This window comes from Streptomyces sp. DS1-CR2 (assembly GCF_055760475.1).
The window spans coordinates 7,637,523-7,658,507 of sequence record NZ_CM147085.1 but is presented as its reverse complement, the minus strand read 5'-3'; the positions used below and the strand labels follow the sequence as shown (position 1 = coordinate 7,658,507).

Below are 20,985 nucleotides of genomic sequence, written 5' to 3'. Positions count from 1 at the left end.
CTGCTGGTCAGGCTGTGTATCTTGTGGGGCTCGTAAAGTCATCGCTGCAGGTGGGAGCCTACGCGCCAGGCCCTCCGCGGTGGCTGGGATGCTGCGCGTGTGATCATCTCGATGCTGTACCGGGCCACCCGGGCGCTGCTGTCCATACCCGCGGTCCTGCTGCGCCGGGACACGGCCAAGGACGCCGAACTGCTGGTGCTGCAGCACGAAAACTCGGTGCTGCGACGACAACTCAACGGCCCGGTCCGCTACGAGCCCGCGGACCGGTTCTGGCTGGCCGCGCTGTCGTCGCTGATACCGCGCCGCTGCTGGAGCAGCGTCTTCCCGGTCACGCCGGAGACGCTACTGGCCTGGCACCGCAGGCTGATCGCCAAGAAGTGGGACTACTCCGACCGACGCCGACGCACCGGGCGTCCACCCACGGCGGCCGCGCTCAAGAAGCTGGTGCTGCGCCTGGCGCAGGAGAATCCGCGGTGGGGCCACCGGCGGATCCAGGGCGAACTGGCCCGACTGGGGCACCCGATCGCGCCGTCCACGGTCTGGGAGATCCCGCACAAGGCCGGCATCAACCCCGCCCCGCGCCGCACCGGCCCGAGCTGGCGCGAGTTCCTCACCGCGCAGGCCGAGGGGATCATCGCGGCGGACTTCTTCCACGTCGACACGATCACCGGCAGCCGGCTGTACACGCTGGCGTTCCTCGAACACGGCACCCGCAGACTCCACATCACCGGCGTCACCGCCCACCCCACCGCACAGTGGGCGACCCAGCAGGCGCGCAATCTCGCCGATGACCTGGGCAGCCGCGTCGAGTCGCTGCGCTTCGTGCTCCGCGACCGCGACAGCAAGTACACCGGCTCCTTCGACGCCGTCTTCGAAGCCGAAGGCATGGACGTGCTGCTCAGCGCACCCCAGGCACCGCGCAGGAACGCCCACTGCGAGCGCGTGATCGGCACGATCCGCCGCGAGGCACTCGACCACGTTCTGCTCCTGAACGAGGCCCACGCCCGGCAGGTCCTCGCCGAGTACCAGGACCACTACAACAGACATCGGCCGCACCGATCCCGCGATCAACGACCGCCCGAGGCCCAGGAACAGCCAGCAGTCCTGGATGGTTTCGAGCCCCGCAAGCTCTTGCGCACCCGGATCCTCAGCGGAGCAATCAACGAGTACCGACATGCCGCTTGAACTGCAGCGATGACTTTTCGAGCCCCACAGGGTCTGCCTGGACGGCACGTCTGTCCGAACGTCCATTTTTGGATAATGAGTTGATGGTGCCAGCGCAGAAGTGTGGTGGGGGTGACCGCGAAGACTTGGCGCCAACGGCCACGAGGGATCAACCGAGAAAGTGCGGCGAGCCAGATCCGGTCGGCCGGCTGGTAGCGGACCCGGGCGATCTGACGGCGCAACACCGCGTTCTCATGCTGTAGCGCCAACACTTCCGCATCTTTGGCCATGCGGCTGCGCAGCACGGCAGCGGGCACCGCGATCAGATTCCGGACCAGCGCGGCGACGACCGACAGCGACATCTGCAGATCGTCGCAGGGCAGTCGACGCCGCGTCGCCGGGATCAACAAACGTGCAGGCCACAGCCGAGAATCGTATTTTCGAGCGGGACACCCTGCGTGCCGTCCCCGAACCGCTCACCCCTGCACAGATCCCCCACCTCGACGTACACCGAAAAGACCGCCTCGGCGGAGTCCTCCACGAATACCAACATGCCGCCTGAACTGCGTGGATGGACTTTTCGGCAGGCGCACTGCTGCTGTTCGAGGTCCTCGCGACGCAGGATCCGGCGCGCTCGAGTCGCCGACGCCCCCGCCTGCGCTGCTGCTGCGGCTCAACACCCGTCACTGGCGTTCGAGGGCGCCGTCCGGATCGTCCAGGGCGGATCGGGCCAGCTCCCGGAAATGATTCAGGTTCGGCCAATGCGCAGGCGTGAACGATGGCGGGTCGCCTCGTCTGGCTGGTTCAAACCCCAGCCCCACGAGGGCGCTACGCAGGATGAACCCGTACCCCCGCGCCACTGACTTGGCTTCCGTAGCCACACGGTCAGGTCCCGCCAGCCCCACTGCGCTCTCGGCCTTCGAGAGCGCTGACATGAGCCGTCGCGCTTCAGAGACCCTTTCCTCGATGTCCGGAAGTACTGAATCCCCAGCGCGGGTGAGCACAGAAACCGCCGGCGCCAGTTCCTCTACCGCACCGGCGAACTGGGTGTAGGCATCGGCCCGAGTCTGCCGACGCCAGTGCTCATGCTGTGAGCGCCGCTGTGAACTACCTGCATCCCTGGCAGCACGGACGGCCCCGAAGGCACCCAGACCCGCGCCAACTACAGCCACTGCAGCGGCGATTGAAGCTGTTCCCCCTAGATCCATTTGTGCATTGTGCCAAGCGATCGCCCAGAGGTGTAGGCCGTCCATCACCTCCTGTTAACGATGGCCGAGTCTTTCTCCCCATCAGCTCCCCACGAAGGGACTGCTTGCCACCCAACGTCCAGGACCGACAGGTGGCCCATAGCGTGGTTCGCGGAGGCGGGCGGCTGTCTGGACAGGGGCGAACGGAAACTACGCCCTCAATCCAACGGCAGCAACCGTGGTCGACAAACGGTGCCCCCCGGCGAACTACCGACGGACAACTCGCTCCCGCTACATCAACCAAGCCACCCGGTAAGGGCATTGGCGAGTGCCTCCCCACCCTGCTGGACCACAGTCCCCACGACCAGCGCGGGCAGGGCCTGAGCGATCTGCCGCAGCGCACCCGTGTCAGGGGCCTGCGCAGCAAGCGACGTATCGATCGTGTCCGTCATGCTACGGAGCACCGGCGTAGTGGCGAGGCCACTCTGATTCCGGTCCAGGTCGGCGCGGAACGCGGTGAGTAGGCTCCGTACATCCTCAATGTCGGGCGTGCTCTGAACCGATGCCGACTGGTGCACGTGGGAGATATTCTGCCCCACGACGTTCTGATTCGGGGCGTTGTTGTTGCCGCCGATGCTGATGCCCGAGCCGTGTCCGGGGTCCGGCTCAGGCCGCCGTCGTCCGCCGATCATCATTTGCCTCCTTGGGGCGCATTGCTCTGCCCCACGCCGCTGATGTTGTTGCCCGCGACGCTTTGGATCGGGGCGTTATTGTCGCCGTACACCTGGATGTTGGTGATCACGGCGGCCACCTGTTGTTCGTACGGTGCGGTGTCGACGCCCAGTTCCTCGAGATACTCGGCGACGGCCCTAAAGATGCAGGTCTGCATGAGGACGACATGCCTCTTGGCGTCGTCGCTCTGGTGCATGTCGGTGACCTCCTCGGTGGAGTAGCGGTCACGCACGCTCACCGGGTCCTTCTCCTCACCCCGGCCGTCGCCATCCTCACTCTGCTGCTCTGCGAGTCCGCGCCCCAGCCGGGCCACGAACCGCCACAGAGCCAGTGGCCCCGCTGCGGCATCCAGCAGCGTCTGCACGATGAGCCAGCCGAGGAGCCGGGTACCGCGGCGGGCCAACGACGCGTCAGTCACTCGCAGCTCGTTGTACAGCGGCGTCATGACATGGGGTCGCACTGTCAGATGAAGCTCCCCCGCCTCCAAGGCCGCATGGACGAAAACGCTGACAACGACCTGGCCGTCCCAACTCACGCACTGTGCGCGCAGATACAGCCGATCGGGAACGCTCGAAGGCGATCGTCTGCCGCGGCCACGAAGATCGGGGTCCTCCAGCTTCGCCGCACGCGTACGGCGAAGCCACAACGCCGACGGCAGGCCCTTCACCTGAACCACCGAGAAGCCCGGCAGCGGTTCAGTGATCTCTCGCGCACCTCGCCCCAGGTCCCACAATGCCGCACCCATCCGGCGCAGCAACTCCTGGTCCTCGAACGGCTTGACCGACACCTCCATGTCCTTGGGCTTCAGCGGGACATTCATGTCCGCGATGCCCCACACGTAGCGTCCGGCACCGACGAACCGCTCCGGATCGTCGTAGGGTAGCTCGGCTCGCGTCTGCCTCTCACTCAGGATGGCCATCCGGCGCTCTCCCCTCGCCGCCGTCCAAGGCAGTCGGCCCGCCGCGACCTCTCCTTTGACGAGCCGGTCCAGAGATGCCCGGGCCGCGAGCCGGTCTATAGCGAACGCGACCGCGCCGCCGGCGAGCAGCGCGAACGGCAGCAGGATCAACTCGGCCCGTAGGCTGACCATTTCACTGTCAATGGGCGCATAGGGAATGACGGCCAACAACCACGGAATACACAGAACCAGGTACGCGACACGCGGCGAAGAGGCCAGCCGCGACTTCTTGAGCCGGCGCGCTGCCCGGGCCGCGGCCCAACGCATCACCAGAGCCAGAAAGACAGCACCACCCCACACCCCGGCCGCCCAAGGAGCCACATACGCGATGGCCGCGGCCATCAGGAACATCGCAGTGCGCCGCGCCCATCGACGGCGCCGGGCACGAAGACCGTGCGCGACCACCGGCACAACATCGAATCCGTATGACGGAACAGGCAGCGGCGGCCCGTGCAGCACATGGTCGACGACCCATTGCGCCATCGGCTCGCCCAGGGGCGGGCAGTCGTCGCTGCCATCCAAGTAGATACGCCTTCGTGCGCTGCGCCGGGGCCTGTCAGCCTTCCCGCCTTTGCCGCAAATCTTGCGCCACCACGCATTGACCGGCTTCACCCGGTCAGGGCGGGCGTAGACGCCCTGACACAACAGCCTGGTCACCTCTGACGAGGTGGGATCCGCCTGATCGTCACCACCGACGCTGGCCGATCCCGGTCCCGCCTGGATTGGTATTCCTGGGAGCCCACCCATCTCTGTGCCCTCCCGCCCCCGGACACGCAGCCCCCATCCCATCCCCATACAGCCGCCCCCGTTCTCCGATACGTCGGGGCATCCTTATCGTGAACGGCGCAGACCACTAGATCACAAACGCCACATTGCGCGCGCATCCTTGCGCCTGACGAGGATTGACCGAATCCAACCCCTCGCCAGCGAGCCGTCGGAGAAGTTGACAAGTACTCCGCGCCGGTAACTGCACACACCGGGTTCTCGCCGGAAGTGGGCGGAGGGCCCCTCACCGCCGAACTACTTCACCTTTCGCCCAATCAAGGGATATGACCAGGTCAGAGTCCACGCCGAGGACATGATGGTCGCCTGGTGGTCGCATCGGACGGAGGCTGGATGTGTGGCATACCCTGCCGCACGCTGGAGGCGATCCCCATGCGCACAACCACCACCGCCGGCCGCGGTCGTGTCTACCGCCGCTGCGGCTGCCGAGACATTCGCCGTCACCAGCTCGGCGCACACTGCCCACATCTGGTCACGGACAGCGAACACGGGACGTGGACCTTCGCCGTCGACACCCCCACCCCGGATCACCGTCGCACGACCATCCGCCGCGGAGGCTTCCCCAGCCAGGACAGCGCCGAGACTGCGCTCCTCAGATTCCTCGAGGGCGAGGCGGGCGGGTTCGACGCCGATCCCAACCAGACGGTCGCCGACTACCTCAATGCCTGGCTCACCGCGAAAGCATTGGTGCTCAAGCCGACCACCATGGCCCGCTACCGGGACTACGTCCGCAACGACCTCATCCCCGGCTTCGGCACCCTCAAGCTCGAGTAGCTCGGGCACCGGCACATCGCCGCCTTCGCCACCAGCCAACTCGCCGCCGGCCGCGGCAAAGTCACCCTCTCCAGGTGTCTGGCCACCCTCTCCAGCGCGCTGGGCGACGCCGTCCGCCAGCACCGCCTCCCCCACAACCCCGCCAGTCCCCCGATCGTGCGCCGACCGCCCTCACCGGAGCGGCGGATCTGGACCCCAGAGGAGGCCGCCCTCTTCCTCTCCTACTGCCACCAGGCCGACCCCGACATGGCCGACCTGTTCGAGTTCCTCATCGGCACCGGCATGCGCAAGGGCGAAGCCCTCGGCCTGCACTGGGACGACGTCCACCTCGACGAGTGCGTCCTCTACGTACGCTCCACACTCTCCGCCATCGACAACAACCACCTCGCCCTCACCAGCCCGAAGACCCGATCGAGCCGCAGCTGGGTCGCCATCTCGCCCCGCGTCGCCGCAGCGCTGCGACATCGGGCACGTACGGTTCCTCGCACCCACAGCGATGCTGCCGATCCGTTCGCCGGACTGGTCTTCTGTCGGCCCGACGGCCGCCCCCTCGGACCACAACTCGTGCTCGACCGGTTCCACCGTCTCTCCGACGAAGCCGGCGTCCCCAGAGTCACGGTTCACGACCTGCGACACCTGGCCGCCACCATCACCATCACCGCCGGAGTCCCCCTCACGGTGGTCTCCAAGACCCTGCGACACTCCACCCTGTCCACCACCGCGAACCTCTACAGCCACCTCACCCAACAGGCCGCACGCGAAGCCGTCGACACCATCGACCACACCCTCACCCAGGCCGAGACCACCAGCCTTCGAACCAACCGGCCGACCCTGCCGTGATCACCACGCGACCACATCCGCAGCCTCCGCGAAGCCCTCCGCCGGCTGCGGAAGCCTGCCCCGCCCGCCTTCAGCACCGCCGTGAACCAGCCGCACCCAAGGTGTGCGACCACACTGCGACCACCACGCCCCCGGAAACACAAAAGGCCGCCCTCTCCATCACGAGAGAACGGCCTCCGACCTGCGCCAACACAAGTCGGGACGACAGGATTTGAACCTGCGACCCCTTGACCCCCAGCAGGGGGCGCTGGCTTCTTCTCAGCCCTGAGAACTCCGCCGCAGCGGGCCTGGCGCTCACCCCGGTGGTCATGGACCTGAACGACCGGGTCAGGGGCTGGCGCGATGGATACTGACGGCGTAGCCACCGCCGTCGTAGGCGTCGGCGTCCCAGGCGGCAAACCGGTCGACGAGGGCGAGGCCCGCCGCAGTACAACTCGCGTCGTACTCCGGCAACGTGATGCCGGGCGGCACGGGCAGGTGGGCGGCGTCGAGGCCGAAGCCCGCGACCAGCAGCCCGCCCGTTCCGGGCCGATCTCGCCGAGTTCGATCCGGCCCTGCTCGGCATCGCGGCGGACTTCGACCTGGTCCTCGCTGCCGGCAATGTCTTCCCACTGCTGGCCGCCGGGATGAGTGCCGAACCCGCCCTGGTGAGCGGGGCGTACGCGCTGTTCGAAGCAGCGTGGGAGACGGCCACCGAACTGGCGGCCTTCTTCGACCCCGACCGGCCCCGGATCGACGCGCGAGCCCGCGAGGTGCTGTAACGCACTGGGCTCCGGAGTGACCGACGTGTCAGCCTCCCGCGAACTGGGCATGTCGCTGCGCACCTACCGCCGCAGAGTCGCCGAACTCCTCGTCGCCCTGGACGCGGGCTCACGTTTCCAGGCCGGGGTGCGCGCGGGCGAGTTGGGCCTGACCCGCGGGTGAGCGGGCTCAGGCCCGGACCGAAGGGGGTCAGGCGTCGAGGTTCAGGCGAAATGGCGGGGGCCCCGCCTGATGGGAGTCGACGCTGCCTTGGGCCCGGCATCCTCCGATGTCCGGTCCAGCGCTCCGTACCATCGCCAGGCGGCCGCATGCCCGGCGGCCATCCATCGCTCACCGCTCGCACCCGCGGCCGGCGCACCGCAGCTCTCCCATGCGCCCCGACATCGGCGCGGCGTCCGGGACCCGGGTCCAAGACGGTGCAGCGTCTCGAACCCGGGTGCTGGGCAGGCCGATGGCCCGCCTTGTGAGGGCACGTACGGCGGGCCTAGCTCGGTCCGGAACGTCCGTGGGCGCCCGTGAGTTGAATCAGTCCGACTTCTCGCCGCTCTCGGCCAGGATCCTGTTACGGGCGCCGGCGAGGGCTCCCTCCATGGCTCCCTGCGGCCTGCCGAAGGTCGAGGCGGAGAACCGGGCGGGGCCGGTCTTGGCGGTGAAGGAGTGCGCGTAGGCGAACTCCCGCAGTCCCTCCTCCCCCTGCTTGCGCCCGTAACCGCTGTCGCCCCGACCGCCGAACGGCACGGCGGGGTTCATGGAGAACACCAGAGCATCGTTGATGCTGGTCATTCCCACGCGGAGGCGACGAGCGATGGCTTCGCCGCGGTCGCGGCTGAAGACGGCGCTGCCCAGCCCGTACCGGCCGGCGTTGATGTGAGCGACGGCCTCATCGGCGTCGGCGACCTTGACGACCGCCAGCGTCGGCCCGAACGTCTCCTCCGTCGCCGCGAGGGCGTCGGGGGCCACTCCGACCAGGATGGTGGGCGCGGCATAGCGGTCGCCCACCGCGTCGAGGCCACCGACGGTGGCTGTCGCGCCGCGCTCCAGGGCGTCTTGAATGTGTTCCCGGATGATCGAGGTCTGGCTCGGCAGCGGAACCGGCCCGATCTCCGCGTCCTCGTCGCTGCCGACGCGTACCTGCCCGGCGAGCTCGCTGATCTTCTCGACGAACTCGTCGTGCACCGACTCGACTACGTAGGCCACTTCGAGACTGATGCAACCGTGTCCGGTGTTCTGCATGGCGCCCCACACGATGTGAGCGGCGGCTTCGTCCAGATCGGCGTCCTCGGCGACGATGACGCCGTCTTTTCCGCCGAGTTCCAGCAGAACGGGGGTCAGGGTCTGCGCGCATTGGGCGGCCACCGTCCGGCCTGTGGCGACGCTGCCCGTGAACGCGAGCTTGTCGAGGCCGGCCTCGATGAGCGCCTGACCCGTGGCCCCGTATCCGTTCAGGTTCTGCAGGACGGCCGGCAGCTCCGGAACGGCACGCTGCCAGGTTCGGACGAGCCATTCAGCGACGCCGGGCGTGATCTGGCTGGGCTTGAGGACCACGGCGTTCCCGGCCGCGAGCGCGTCGACGAGGATGGCCGCGGGAGTGAGCAGGGGGAAGTTCCACGGGCCGATGACGCCGACCACGCCGTAGGGCTGGTACTCGACCCACGCACGCTGGTTGGGCGTGGTGGGGCTGGCCGGAACCTCCCGGCGGTCCAGGACGCGCGCGGCGTTGTCGGCGGCGTACTGCAGGTGCTCGAGAGTCCCGAGCACCTCCACGCGGGCGTCGTCGAGGGGCTTGCCGTTCTCGGCGTGAATGAGTGCGGCGCCCTCCTCACCGCTCAAAGCTATCTGCCGCCGCCACGCGCGCAGTCGCTCCGCGCGGCCCTCGAAGCCGAGGTCCCACCAGGCCCCGGTGACCGAGCGTGCGGCGGCGACGGCCGCGGCCGCCTCTTCCTTGCCGGCCACGGGGTATCGCGCGAACTCGGCTCCGGTGGCCTGGTCGATGGTGACGATCTCGGTCGCGTCGTATCCGATGACACCGTCACGTGTGATCGTCGGGATGTTGTCGGTCATGGGTCTTCCCCTGTCCTTCTTACGTCCGCCCGCGTGAGGCGCACCCGTGGGTAAGGGCAGGTGGCGGACGTGGTCTTCGGCACGAATGGCCGCTGGACTGCGGTCGGCGCGGGCCGACATGAGCACCGCACGGACGAGATCATTGAGAACGTGTGCCATGCCGAACGTCTGGCAGTTGGGCACGGGTGGCCGCATATCCGGAAGCGCTCTCGGCGGGCGGATTGTGGCGCAGCCGCCGGAGGGCGACCGCGGCCGGGTCGGGGGCGGCGCCGAGGAGGCGCCCGCTGCTACGCGTGCGGGTTGCGGTAGCGAGCCGCGGGGGTGGGCTGGTTGCCGCCGGTGAGCAGAGCGGACTCCGCAGCCAGCAGGGCGTCAAGGGCTGCGGCCTGGTTCTCCAGACCGGGTGTGCACACGGTCTCCCCCAGGCGCAGGCCGGCAAGGCTGGCCGAGGCGACGTCCTGCGGGGTCATCGCCCAGGGGATGTCGCGGCCGACGCCTTCGTTCCACTCCGTGGCCACGACGCCGGGCAGGAGCAGCTGCGTACGGATGGGCGTGTCCGCGAGCTCACCTGTGAGGGTCCGGGTGAAGGCGACGGTGGCGGCCTTCGTCGCCGCGTAGAGAGTGCGTCGTGGTGCGCGGGGATCGTTGAGGCCGGAGCTGAAGGCCAGCAGCGAGGCCACCGTGATGATCGCGCCTTCTCCGGCGGCGAGCATTCCGGGAAGCGCGGCGCGGACCAGCTGAATGGGGGCCACGGCGTTGAGGGTGAGCAGGCGGTCGATGTCGGCGGGGTCGACGTCGACGAGCGGGGCGTAGCCGCCGGCGCCGGCGTTGCTGACCAGCAGGCGCACGTCCCCCGCGGCGAGACGGCCGGTGACAGCGGTGATGCCCTCGTGGGTGCCGAGATCGGCGGGCAGTACCTCCACGGCGGCGCCCCAGGCGCGGAGCTCCTCTGCGAAGTCGCCGAGCCGGTCCGCGCGGCGCGCCACCAGGACGAGGTCGTGGTCATCCGCCAGCAGACGGGCGTATTCGGCGCCGATGCCGGAGGAGGCTCCGGTGATGAGAGCGATCGTGCGAGTCATACGCCGAGCATGCCTCAACCGTTAGCTTAGCGTCAAACGCTTGATGGTTATGAAGTGTCGTACCCTTGGCAGGTGATACGTGATGATGAGGAGCCTGTGGGGCTCGGCGCGCTTGACCGGGTGACCTGGGCATTGCGGCGCGCGGAACTGGCGGTGCAGACGCTCAAGGAACAGCGGCTACGCCCGCTGGGCATGGCCGCCGCGCACTACACCCTGCTGATGTCGGTGCACAGCGAACCAGGGCTGGCCGGCGCCGAGTTGGCCCGCCGCCTCAACGTCACCCCTCAGGCCGTCGCCTCCCTCGTGGCACGCCTGGAGGGCCGCGGCCAGTTGGAGAGGCGCGAGCACCCGCGCCACCGGCACGTGCAGGAACTGCACCTCACCGACGCCGGGCGGGAGGCGCTGCGCGCGGCCGACCAGGTGATCGCCGACGTAGAGCGTCACATCACCGAGGGCCTGGGACCGGACCAGAGCGCGCAGCTACGGACGCTGCTCGACCAGGTGAGCAAGACGGTGCGCAACGCCTGAGCTCGTCGGCCGGTCAAGGACAGGCTGGCGCGTCGGTGGCCCAGGCACGGCGCACACCGCCCGCTCCCCCGGCGGTCTCGGCGCATCGTATGCCGCCGCCAGCGGGGTTCCAGCCGACCGCGGCACCGCTCAGCCCGCAGCGAAAGCAGCGACCACTCGCTCGAGGACCAGTCCACCGCCCTCGCCTCAAGGTCGACATCGGCACGGCGATCTCGTCCACGCACGGTCAATCCGTGCAGGGCGGAACGGATCCTGAACGGCGCGCCCTGCCGCCTCAAGCAGGTGGGTGCCGCAGCTTCCAGCGGTCCCCACCACCGCGAGCAACGGGGTAGAGCTTCTTCGCCCTCCGCTTTCGCCTCGGACGCTCCCTCCTCTCTTCTCACTGCGTCATGACGTCACGGGTACACCAGCATCAGGACTCGTGCGTCGGCCGGCCACGGCCATCCGAACGAAGTTGCCGGTGCAGTCAGGGGCCGGGGCACGGGACGAGGACGATCTTCCCCGTCGTATGCCCGGTCATGATCTGCCGATGCGCGGCGGCGGCTTCGCGCAACGGATGGCTGGCGGCGATCAGGACGCGCAGTCGCCCGGCCCCCGCGGCTTCGGTGAGCTGTAGGCGCGCAGCGGCGCGGACTTCCGTGCCGGGGTCCGCGCCGGGCCCGCCGCCAAGGAGCCTGATGCCGGCTCGGGCCCCGCGTTCGAACGCCGCGACGGTCGCGATGCGGGACCGGTCCGCCACCAACTCCACCGAGACGTCCACCGCCTCGTCGGTGCCCACCAGGTCGGCAGCCGCGTGGACTCCCTGCGGTGCTGCCGCGCGCACCCGGTCCGCCAGACCCGGCCCGTACGCGATCGGAATCGCCCCCAGGTCGCGCAGTACGTCGTGCTTGGCCGGGCTCGCCGTTCCCAGCACCCTGGCTCCGCGCTCGACGGCCAGTTGCACGGCCATCAGGCCGACGCCACCCGCCGCGCCGTGGACCAGCACCGAGTCGTTCTCACGTAGGCCGATCGCTTCGAGAACGTGCACAGCGGTGACGCCCGTGACCATCAGTCCTCCGGCCTGCTCCCAGGAGAGAGCGGCGGGCTTGGGCACCACCGACGAGGCCGGGACGATGAGTTCGGCGGCGTACGCGCCGGGCGCCCGGTACGCGATCACCTCGTCGCCGATCTGGATCGGACCGGCGGGGCCGGTCGCGTCGGCACCGACAGCGGTCACCACACCTGCCGCTTCGGCACCGAGCCGCATCGGCAGGTTCGCCGGATCGGTTCCGAAGGCACCGCTGTACATCTTGTGGTCGAAAGGGTTGACGCCGACGGCGCGGACCTCGATGCGCACCTGACCCGGCCCGGGCTCCGCTACGGCGACATCGATCACCGACAGCACCTCGGGACCACCGTAAGCACGCGCTACTACTACTTCGCTCATGTCAGGGGACAACGCGGTGCCGGAAGGCCCGATTCCCCATCGCGGTCACTTTTTTGAACGGAGCGCTCCGCTCCGATAAGTTGGGCAGTCGATCACCCGACGCGGGAGGACATATGAACGCCATGACCAAGCCCACGGCCCTGGTGACCGGCGGCAGCCGGGGAATCGGCGCTGCCACGTCACGGGAACTGGCGGCTCGCGGCTACCGCGTAGCCGTCAACTACTTCTCCCGCCGCGAGTCCGCCGACCAGGTGGTCAAGCTCATCGAGGCCGACGGCGGGGAAGCCTTCGCCGTGCAGGCCGACGTGCACGACCCCACCCAGGCTGCCGAACTGCTGGAGCGCTCCGCGGTCGACGGGCGCTTGGATGTTCTTGTCTGCAACGCCGGCGCCCGCTTCATTCCCACCCCGGTTCAAGCCCTCGCCTGGGACGACTTCAGGACGAAGGTGACGGACGAACTGGCTTCCGTCTACACCCTCACCCAGCAAGCGCTGACACTCATGGGCGCCCGGGGACAGGGCCGCATCGTGTATGTCTCCAGCGCCGTGGCCGACGGTCCGCCCGCCCCGGGCATGGCCGCCCATGGCACCGCCAAGGCCGCCCTGAACACCTTCGCGCGCTTCGTCGCCTACGAGGCCGGTCCGCTCGGCATCAACGTCAACGTCGTGGCGCCGGGTTACGTCCGCACCGAGAGCAGCGCGCGCATGCCGCAGGAGTTCCAGCGGCGGCTGGCGGAGAACACGCCCCTGGGGCGGGTCGCGGAGCCGGAGGACGTGGCCCGGGCGATCGCGATGCTCGTCGGCGAGGACGCCGACTTCGTCACCGGCGAGGTGCTCACCGTCGACGGTGGGTACGGCGTGGCACGCCGGTAGGGGAAAATACCTGTCCATGGGTGACACGCAGACCGGCAGACCGCGCGGCCGCCGGCGGGAGGCGGACCGCAACGACGCCCGCCTCATGCAGGCTGCGCGCGAAGTCTTCGCCGAGCTTGGCTGGGACGCCCCCGTCTCGGAGATCGCCCGCCGGGCCGGCATCGGCATGGGCAGCCTCTACCGCCGCTATCCCAGCAAGGAGCTGCTGGCCCAGCGGATGCGCGTCATGGGGATGGAACAGCTCGTCGCCCAGGCCCGCACAGCCCTCGCCGAGGAGCCGGACCCTTGGGCGGCCTTCGCCCGCTTCCTGCGGAACGCGCTCTCGGCCCAGGGTGCAGTCGGTCCGCTGCTCCCGCTGATGGGCGGCCGACTGCCGGCCACCGATGAGATCGTGGCCGCCTCCAGCCGGCTCCGGGCCGCCCTCGACGACCTGGTGGACGGCGCGCACCGCGCGGGCGTACTGCGCGCCGACTTCACTTCCGCCGACGTCCCCTTGCTGCTAGAACACCTCACCGCGCGGATCCCCGTCACCGACGAACGCGCCACCACGCTCCACCTGCGGTACCTGGACCTGATCCTCGCCGGACTGCGCACGTCGACCACCGATGGGCCCACCGCGTTGCAGAGCCCGGCTCCGGACTGGGCAGAACTCAGCGAGCTGTGGAACGCCTCCGAGGGCTGAGCCCTGCGCTCCCATAATGAATGCAGCGCCCCCGTGCTTTTGCTTCGCCGTTCTGCGCTTTTCCTTCTCACTGAGGGATCAACCGGATCCCCGGTGCATTGCGTGCCGGGGAAAATTTCTTCCCCCTCACACCGCGTCCTTCCGATGCAATGCTTCATCACGCGGCGAGCACGACATACGACAAGCCGCGCGACCATGTGCCGTTTCAGGGCCTCCGCGGGATGCGCTGCACAGGCTGCGACTGCTGGTCCGGCCGGACACGCTGCTGCGCTGGCACCGCGACCTGGCCACACGCCGCCTCGCTGCCGCGTCGCGCCCGAAGCGACCAGGCCGGCCTCGCACCGTGCACTCCATCCGCGCTCTGGTCGTGCGCCTGGCCCGGGAGAATCCCAACTGGGGCTACCGGCGCCTCCACGGCGAACTGCTAATCCTCGGCGTAAAGGTGGCTGCCTCCACCGTATGGGAGATCCTCAAGGAGGCCGGGATCAACCCAGCGCCCGAACGGAACTCCAGTACCTGGGCAGACTTCCTGCGCTCCCAGGCCGAGGCCGTGCTGGCGTGCGACTTACTTCGAGACGGTCACCCTGTCCGGGGCGCGGATGTACGTGTTCGCGGTGATCGAGCACAGCACCCGACGGATCCGGATCCTGGGCGCGACTGCACACCCGACCGCTCTCTAGGTGACGCAGGCCGCAAAGAACCTGGTCATGGACCTCGAAGACGCCAGATTCAAGGCCAAGTTCCTGATCCGAGACCGGGACGGCAAGTTCCCCGAGCTGTTCGACGCCGTCCTGCGAGATGCGGGGATCGAGAGCGTCCTCAGCGGCGTCCGGATGCCGCGGATGAACTCGGTCATGGAGAGGTGGGTGCAGACCTGCCGGCGCGAGCTGCTGGACCGCACGTTGATCTGGAATCAGCGGCATCTGCTCCACGCCTTGCACGAGTTCGAACAGTTCTACAACTCCCATCGGCCTCATCAGGGCATTGCGAACGCCCGCCCGCTACGTCCCCTGCCCGTTACGGTCGCCGATCCGGAGGAGCTCAATCGCCTCGACATACGAAGACGCGATCGCCTGGGCGGCATCCTCCACGAGTACCACCACGCCGCCTGACCTCGATGGATGAGGTTTCCGGCAAGCGCAGCGTTCTGCGGTGTGCCGGACCTCGTCCGATTCGACGCGCAAGGGCAGGCCACGGCCAAGTCCACCGTCTGGGGAAAGGTGAGCCTCATGCGCGGACGAACGGTCCTGTACGGCGACACCGACGGCGACCACCGTGACGAGGCCGCCGTATACCTCGGCTGCGGTGACGGCGTCACCCAGAACGGCCAGATCCTGGCGGCGTACGCGGTCTACACGCACGCGGGCAAGAACCTCGCCGTGATCGGCACGATCACCCCGCGCAAGAAGTCCGCGGTGTACGGCACGGCACTCGTGCGACTGGACTTCTCGACGGGCCGGATCGTGGCCCACGAGAAGTGGTACCGCACGAACGACCCGCACTGCTGCCCGACCGGCGACGCCACCACGGTCTGGTACCGCCACGGCGACCGGCTGACGCCGGGCACCACTCACGTCACCTCGTGAGGGCGCCACTTCACTTTGCTCCGGACTTCGGACAGAGCGGCCGGTAGGCGGGGCCTGCGGGTACGTAGGCGCGCCATCGGCCGGCGGTGAACGCACCCCGTGCCCATGAGCACAGCGAGCGCACCGGATCCACCGTCGCATCGACACCCCACAGCCGCACCGTCTTGTCCTCGCCCCAACTGATGACCGTCCTGCCACTGGGATCGAAGACCGCGCCGGCGACGGCACCGCTGTGCCCTTGAAGCGGCTCGCCGATCTGGCGCCGGGTACCTACGTCCCAGAGCCTGACCGTCTGATCCATACCGCCGCTGACCAGCACCTTCCCGTTGGGGCTGAACGCCACGGAGTTCACGCCCCTGAGATGTCCGGTCAACGGTTCCCCGACCTGCTTGCGCGTGGCCACGCTCCAGAGCCGGATGGTGTTGTCGCGGTCCGCGGTGGCGATCACCTTGCCGTCGGGGCTGAACGCCACGGCCATGATGTCTGCCGTGTGGCCGGGCGCCGTCTCGCCGATGCGGCGACGTGTGGCGACGTCCCAGAGCGCCACTGTGTCGTCTTGGGTGTTGGCGGCGATGGTGTGACCGTCAGGGCTGAACGTGAGCGTCCATCCGGTGACACCGGGCACCGTACCGATCTGACGATGTGTCGCCAGATTCCATATGCGTATGGAGTCCCTGGTGGAGGTGGCAAGGGTTTTGCCATCGGGGCTGAAGGCCAGGGCGTAATCGGCACTGGTGCGGCCGTCGTTTGGCAACTTGCCTGTCTGACGTCGGGTTTTGAGGTCCCAGAGCCTCACCCCGGACTCTGTTCCATACGTGTTGGCGGTCGCGATCACCCTGCTGTCGGGGCTGAAAGCGATCGTGGGGTCCGTGGGCGTCCGGCCCAAGTCCAAGGGGCCACCGATCTGGCGGCGTGTGGCGACGTTCCAGAAGCGCACGACGTCGGAACGAGTAACGGCCAGGGTCCGCCCGTCCGGGCTGACAACTGTCTTACTGAGCTCCCCCGTATCGATCGACGGTCCGGTCTGCCGTTGTGCGCGGATATTCCACAGCCGAACTGTGGTGTCATTACTGGCAGTTGCCAGGGTCGATCCGTCCAGGCTGAAGGCCATGTCCTCGATCGGACCCGTGTGGCCGGTGAAGGGTGCTCCCACCGGACTGTGCTGGGCGACGTTCCAGAGTTGCACGCTGTCGTTGCTGTAGGCGGCGGCGAACATCGTGCCGTCGGGGCTGAAGGCCACCGAATCGGCCGACCAGCCATTGGCCGACCAGCCATTGGCCGTGAACGGCTTCCCAGCTGGTTTTCGGGTCGAGGTGTTCCAGAGCCGGACGCTGCCGTCGTAATCGGAGGCGGCGATGGTCCTGCCGTCTTTGCTGAAGGCGACCGACGTGACGCTGATGCCGTGTACGCCCATCTTCTTGCTGAGGGGCACACGGGAGCGGGCGTCCCAGAGTTGTACGCCGTCAGCGTCTGCGGTGGCGAACGTTCTGCCGTCGGGACTGAAGGCCACCCCGTCGACGAAGGAGTCCCGACCGCCGAGTGGCTTGCCGATCTGGCGATGTGCTGCCACGTCCCACATGCGTACGGCCGCCCCGGAGTCGTGGTCGCCAGTGGTGACAAGAGTCCCGCCGTCAGGGCTGAAGGCCACCGAATTGATCGCCCCGGAACGGGGGTTGAGCGCGTCACCGATCTGTCTGCGGTCGGCGACGTTCCAGAGCCGGACAGTGCCGTCCGCGCTCGCGCTGGCCAGGGTCCGCCCGCCCGGTCCGAAGGCCACCGACGAAATGCCTTGGTTGTGCCCGATGAACGGGGCACCGACCTTCTGCTGTGTGGCCGCGTCCCAGAGCCGCACGATGCCGTCTCCGCCTCCGGAGGCGATGGTCTTGCCGTCCGGGCTGTAGGCCACCGATCCCACGCGCCAGGAGTGCGCGAGCAAACCTGTTTCCGGGTTGACGGCGGCGTTGAGAACCGCGAGATGGGATTCCGGAGTGGGGTCGATCTGCCAGGCTGCCAGCGCTTTCAGCCGGGCGCCGAGCGGGTCACGGGTCGCGAGGAAGGAACTCTGGCTGATCAGCTGCTGTGCGACGGCATGGTCGCGCTGGCGGGTGGCCTCGGCGCGTTGGACGAGCGCGATCACCGACACCGTGCTCGTGACCAGGAGGAGTAACCCCAAGATCGCGGCGGTGATCCTGGCCGTTCGCAGGTTGCGCCGGGTGTCGCGCATGCCTTCCGACTTGAGGTCGCCCTCGGGAAGGCCACGCACGACGGATGCGATGCCGAGGGCGACGCCGTCTACATCGGGCAGCAGATCCGCGCCGTCGTTGGGGTGGCGCAGGTCCACGGTCTTCCAGACCGGTTGCTGCTCGAACCGTCCGGACAATCGGGTGGGGAGTGCCGTCGACAACTCCGGGTTCCAGTCGCCGCGTTGCTCGTCCCACACCAGTTGTCCGTCGGACACGACGAGAAGGATGCTGTCGACCGACCGGTTCTCCAGCCACCACTCTATTTCCCGGTCGACCCATGACGATGCTTTCGCCTCCGGCGACGCCATGACCACGAGCCATTCGGAGCGGGAAAGACCGGCCTCGATCTTCCCCCAGAGCTGCGGTCCGATCGATACTCCGCTGTCATCGAGGAACACTCTGATCCGAGGCGGCTTGTACCAGGGGCGGGACTGCCTTTCGATGGTCCGTTGCAGGTGCGGAAGCCATTGCCGGTCGCGATCCCCGCTGTACGAGAGAAAGACGCCGTACCCGAGTTCGGTCCTGATCCGTCCCTGGCGGACAACCCGTGACCGCAGCCAGGCGAACGTCATGCGGCCGGCAGGTATTCGTGGCCGTTCCAGTGCAGCGTGACGTTTGTCGTGGAGCCCTCGGCGCAGCTGGGGACGCAGGAATTCTCGGACTTGACGATCGTGTACCGGCCGTCTCCACCAGGGCCGACGAGCCGCGCGCTGTAGTAGGCGAGCTTCGCGCTCCTGTAGTGATCCTCAGGGCTCGACCAGCCGATGTCCTCGAACCCTTCCTTGTTCGGTACCAGGACCAGGACCCCGTCGTAGCGGCCCGGGTTGTAGATCACGAAGGTGTTCTTGGTGGTGTCGGATTCGGGTGTGGCGAAGCGCAGTTCGTTCTCGTAGATGTCCACGTCGATTGTCTTGAGTGCGTGACCATTACCGGTGACGGCTGCGACGCACCCTTTCGGGTCCAGGGCGACGGCTCGCCTGACCAGGAATACGCGGACCTCTCCGAGGTCGGGATGTTTGATGTCCCGGTGATCCAGCACTTTTCCTGAACACTTCGCGGAGGCGGGCGGCTTGGCCGGGAACGAGGCGCGTGGGGGAGCCGGTGCCGGTGAGTGGGCCGGCGTGCTCGTGCCGCCTGCGCACCCGCTTGCGAAGATCACCATGAGAGCCAGGACAGGCACGGCCAGCCGAGCCTTTGTCGAGCCGAATGCGCACCCTGGAAGCTGCCGACGTAAATTCTGCGAAGAGCGGGAAATGCTGGCAGGCATGGAATGTCCCCTGTGTCCGAGTGAGGTCGGTCGGCTGGACGGCGAATCGGGATTTTACCCAGGTGCGCTCGGCGTACGGGCGGGCTTTGCCGGGATGGCGGGAAGTTCTTGATGACCGTTGACGATGAACGACTCCTGTGGCCTCAACTCGCCTGGGAGCACGGCGAGTTCGAGGTCGGGGAACGCGTCGAAGAGGGCCCCGCAGGGCGAGGTCGGCCTCCATCTTGGCGAGGGGAGCGCCGAGGCAGTAGTAGGCCCATAAGCCTGTGTAGGCGACGCCGATGACGACGGCGCCGATCGAGATCACGCGGGAGGCGCGGGTGGCGGACGGAGTGTTCGCGGCGTCGGTCATTAACCTCGGCTTTTCGCTGGGGCGGGGACGGTCACCCATACCGTAGACGCGAAAGTGCCTTCTGAGCAGGGACGATGAACCTTGTCGAGGGGTTCTGTCGGTCCAAGCGGAAGGCACTTTCTGCGTGCAGGCTATCGGTTCGCGTCCCAGGCTCCATGTCTCGGCGGACGGTTCGGGGGTGGTCGGTCATGCCGGGGCACGGTTGCTCGCGGATCTCGCCGAGGCCACGGGCCTGACCACGGCGTAGTCGACCGCACTCAAACCGCTGCGGCCTCGGGGGACCGGACATGATCCGGGACGGATCGCCACCGATCTGGCGGTGATGCTCGCTGACGGCGGTGAGACCATCACAGACCTGGCCGTACTGCGGGACCAGGGCGAGGTGTTCGGGTCAGTCGCCTCCACACCGACAGCCTGGCGGTTGCTCGCCGACACCGATGAGAGGGTGCTCCTCTCGCTGGCGTCGGCCCGCGCCCGGGCCCGGGAAGTCGCCTGGCTGCAGGCCGCCGAGCACGGTGAGGGCATCCCCGCGGCCCGGGCCGGCGGAGATGAGCTTCCCGGTCTGGTCCTGGATCTCGACGCCACGCTGGTCACCTGCCACTCCGAGAAGGACCAGGCCGCCCCGACCTACAAGGGCGGCTTCGGCTTCCACCCTCTGTTGTGCTTCCTGGCCAACACGGGCGAGGCACTGTCCGGCCGACTGCGTCCCGGCAACGCCGGAGCGAACACCGCCACCGATCACATCACGGTGCTTGACCAGGCACTCGCGCAGATCCCCGACGCTCACCGGCACGGCACCGCTCTCCTCGTCCGCGCCGACAGCGCCGGATCCGCGAAAGCCTTCCTCACCCACATCCGCAACCGCCGCGAGCAGGGCCTGGACCTGCGTTTCTCGGTCGGATACGCGGTCACCGAGCCGGTCCGCCGCGCGATCCGGGCCGTCCCCGACCGGCTCTGGCACCCGGCACTGAACCAGGACGGCACCCTCCGCGACGGCGCCGAGGTCACCGAGCTGACCGGCATGGTCGACCTGGCCGGCTACCCGGCCGGCACCCGCATCATCGTGCGCCGCGAACGCCCTCACCCCGGCGCCCAGCTGTCCCTGTTCGACCAGGACGAGGGCCTGCGCCACCAGGTCTTCCTCACCGACACCCCCTATCTGGGCGGCGGTTCGGCCCAGTTCCTGGAAGTCCGCCAGCGCGGCCACGCGACCGTCGAAGACCACATCCGCACGGGCAAGGACACCGGCTTCGGCCGCTTCCCCTCCCGGCAGTTCCACGTCAACGCCACCTGGCTCGAGCTATCCCTGGCCGCCATCGACCTGCTCGCCTGGACCCGCGTCCTGCTGCTGGACAGCGAACTCGCCGACGCCGAACCGAAGAAGCTCCGATACCGACTCCTGCACGTCGCCGCCCGCCTCACCCGCGGAGGCCGACGCCTCCGCCTGCGGATATCGGCGACCTGGCCCTGGAGAAATCAACTCACCGAAGCATTCCACCGCCTCGCCGCCCTACCCCGCCCCGCCAGCTGACCAACAATCCCCTGCCCACCCACGACCCGAAGGACCCTGGAGAACCCGACCACCGCGCCGGGACTCCGCCATATCCGAACGCCGAAATCGCCTCGGCCAGCCGACAGTTGCCCCTCAGCGACGCCTCATCGACCCAACCGAAAGAGCGAGGTTGAAGG

14 protein-coding genes and 4 pseudogenes are annotated in these 20,985 nt (G+C 68.4%); 10 read left to right on the top strand and 8 right to left on the bottom strand.

Going from position 1 to position 20,985, the window contains the following annotated elements; genetic code table 11:
- Window positions 1-99: 99 nt before the first annotated feature.
- Window positions 100-1,185, top strand: a complete 1,086-nt coding sequence (locus ACY0PA_RS35800; protein ID WP_473081557.1) for an integrase core domain-containing protein — start codon at window positions 100-102, stop codon at window positions 1,183-1,185.
- A gap of 1,462 nt (window positions 1,186-2,647) precedes the next feature.
- Here the strand turns inward: ACY0PA_RS35800 and ACY0PA_RS35795 are convergent.
- Together ACY0PA_RS35795 and ACY0PA_RS35790 are read right to left on the bottom strand one after the other, a co-directional pair.
- Entirely contained in the window at window positions 2,648-3,046 is a 399-nt protein-coding gene (locus ACY0PA_RS35795; protein ID WP_473081556.1) for a hypothetical protein, read from the bottom strand.
- Window positions 3,043-4,698, bottom strand: a complete 1,656-nt coding sequence (locus ACY0PA_RS35790; protein ID WP_473081555.1) for a hypothetical protein — start codon at window positions 4,696-4,698, stop codon at window positions 3,043-3,045. Before ACY0PA_RS35790 ends, ACY0PA_RS35795 begins: the two co-directional genes overlap by 4 nt.
- A 498-nt stretch (window positions 4,699-5,196) precedes the next feature.
- Between ACY0PA_RS35790 and ACY0PA_RS35785 the strand changes: the two genes are divergently transcribed.
- The gene (locus ACY0PA_RS35785) at window positions 5,197-5,598 is read left to right on the top strand and encodes a tyrosine-type recombinase/integrase (RefSeq protein WP_473081554.1); all 402 of its coding nucleotides are present in this window, start codon (window positions 5,197-5,199) and stop codon (window positions 5,596-5,598) included.
- Window positions 5,599-5,754: 156 nt separating this feature from the next.
- Window positions 5,755-6,438: a tyrosine-type recombinase/integrase gene (locus ACY0PA_RS35780; protein ID WP_473081553.1), complete on the top strand. Its 684-nt coding sequence runs from the start codon at window positions 5,755-5,757 to the stop codon at window positions 6,436-6,438.
- Window positions 6,439-6,765: 327 nt separating this feature from the next.
- Here the strand turns inward: ACY0PA_RS35780 and ACY0PA_RS35775 are convergent.
- A pseudogene (locus tag ACY0PA_RS35775) lies at window positions 6,766-6,957 on the bottom strand (SAM-dependent methyltransferase); the annotation flags it as partial.
- Between the two features lie 2 nt (window positions 6,958-6,959).
- Between ACY0PA_RS35775 and ACY0PA_RS35770 the strand changes: the two are divergent.
- Window positions 6,960-7,362: pseudogene (locus tag ACY0PA_RS35770) on the top strand (hypothetical protein); the annotation flags it as partial.
- Window positions 7,363-7,725: 363 nt separating this feature from the next.
- Here ACY0PA_RS35770 and ACY0PA_RS35765 read toward each other — a convergent pair.
- Together ACY0PA_RS35765 and ACY0PA_RS35760 are read right to left on the bottom strand one after the other, a co-directional pair.
- Window positions 7,726-9,261, bottom strand: a complete 1,536-nt coding sequence (locus tag ACY0PA_RS35765; protein ID WP_473081552.1) for an aldehyde dehydrogenase family protein — start codon at window positions 9,259-9,261, stop codon at window positions 7,726-7,728.
- A 287-nt stretch (window positions 9,262-9,548) separates the two neighbouring features.
- Window positions 9,549-10,340 (bottom strand): SDR family NAD(P)-dependent oxidoreductase, encoded by a 792-nt coding sequence (locus ACY0PA_RS35760; protein WP_473081551.1) that lies wholly within the window; start codon window positions 10,338-10,340, stop codon window positions 9,549-9,551.
- Window positions 10,341-10,412: 72 nt separating this feature from the next.
- On the opposite strand from ACY0PA_RS35760, the gene ACY0PA_RS35755 reads away from it, so the two are divergent.
- Window positions 10,413-10,868, top strand: a complete 456-nt coding sequence (locus ACY0PA_RS35755; RefSeq protein WP_116507027.1) for a MarR family winged helix-turn-helix transcriptional regulator — start codon at window positions 10,413-10,415, stop codon at window positions 10,866-10,868.
- A 466-nt stretch (window positions 10,869-11,334) separates the two neighbouring features.
- Here ACY0PA_RS35755 and ACY0PA_RS35750 read toward each other — a convergent pair whose 3' ends face one another.
- Complete coding sequence (locus tag ACY0PA_RS35750) at window positions 11,335-12,294, bottom strand: quinone oxidoreductase family protein (RefSeq protein WP_473081550.1); 960 nt, start codon at window positions 12,292-12,294, stop codon at window positions 11,335-11,337.
- Between the two features lie 122 nt (window positions 12,295-12,416).
- On the opposite strand from ACY0PA_RS35750, the gene ACY0PA_RS35745 reads away from it, so the two are divergent.
- The 4 genes and pseudogenes from ACY0PA_RS35745 (at window position 12,417) to ACY0PA_RS35730 (ending at window position 15,434) form a co-directional block, all read left to right on the top strand.
- Window positions 12,417-13,166, top strand: a complete 750-nt coding sequence (locus tag ACY0PA_RS35745) for an SDR family oxidoreductase (protein ID WP_473081549.1) — start codon at window positions 12,417-12,419, stop codon at window positions 13,164-13,166.
- Between the two features lie 16 nt (window positions 13,167-13,182).
- Window positions 13,183-13,848: a TetR/AcrR family transcriptional regulator gene (locus tag ACY0PA_RS35740; protein WP_473081548.1), complete on the top strand. Its 666-nt coding sequence runs from the start codon at window positions 13,183-13,185 to the stop codon at window positions 13,846-13,848.
- A gap of 175 nt (window positions 13,849-14,023) precedes the next feature.
- Window positions 14,024-14,960, top strand: a pseudogene (locus tag ACY0PA_RS35735) (integrase core domain-containing protein).
- Window positions 14,961-15,077: 117 nt separating this feature from the next.
- Window positions 15,078-15,434, top strand: coding sequence for a hypothetical protein (locus ACY0PA_RS35730; RefSeq protein ID WP_473081547.1), 357 nt, complete (start codon window positions 15,078-15,080; stop codon window positions 15,432-15,434).
- 10 nt (window positions 15,435-15,444) lie between these two features.
- On the opposite strand, the gene ACY0PA_RS35725 is transcribed toward ACY0PA_RS35730, so the two are convergent.
- Together ACY0PA_RS35725 and ACY0PA_RS35720 are read right to left on the bottom strand one after the other, a co-directional pair.
- Entirely contained in the window at window positions 15,445-18,249 is a 2,805-nt protein-coding gene (locus tag ACY0PA_RS35725; protein ID WP_473081546.1) for a toll/interleukin-1 receptor domain-containing protein, read from the bottom strand.
- Entirely contained in the window at window positions 18,246-18,716 is a 471-nt protein-coding gene (locus ACY0PA_RS35720) for a hypothetical protein (protein WP_473081545.1), read from the bottom strand. Before ACY0PA_RS35720 ends, ACY0PA_RS35725 begins: the two co-directional genes overlap by 4 nt.
- Before the next feature lie 704 nt (window positions 18,717-19,420).
- Here ACY0PA_RS35720 and ACY0PA_RS35715 point away from each other — a divergent pair.
- Window positions 19,421-20,827 (top strand): annotated as a pseudogene (locus ACY0PA_RS35715) (IS1380 family transposase).
- Window positions 20,828-20,985: the final 158 nt, after the last annotated feature.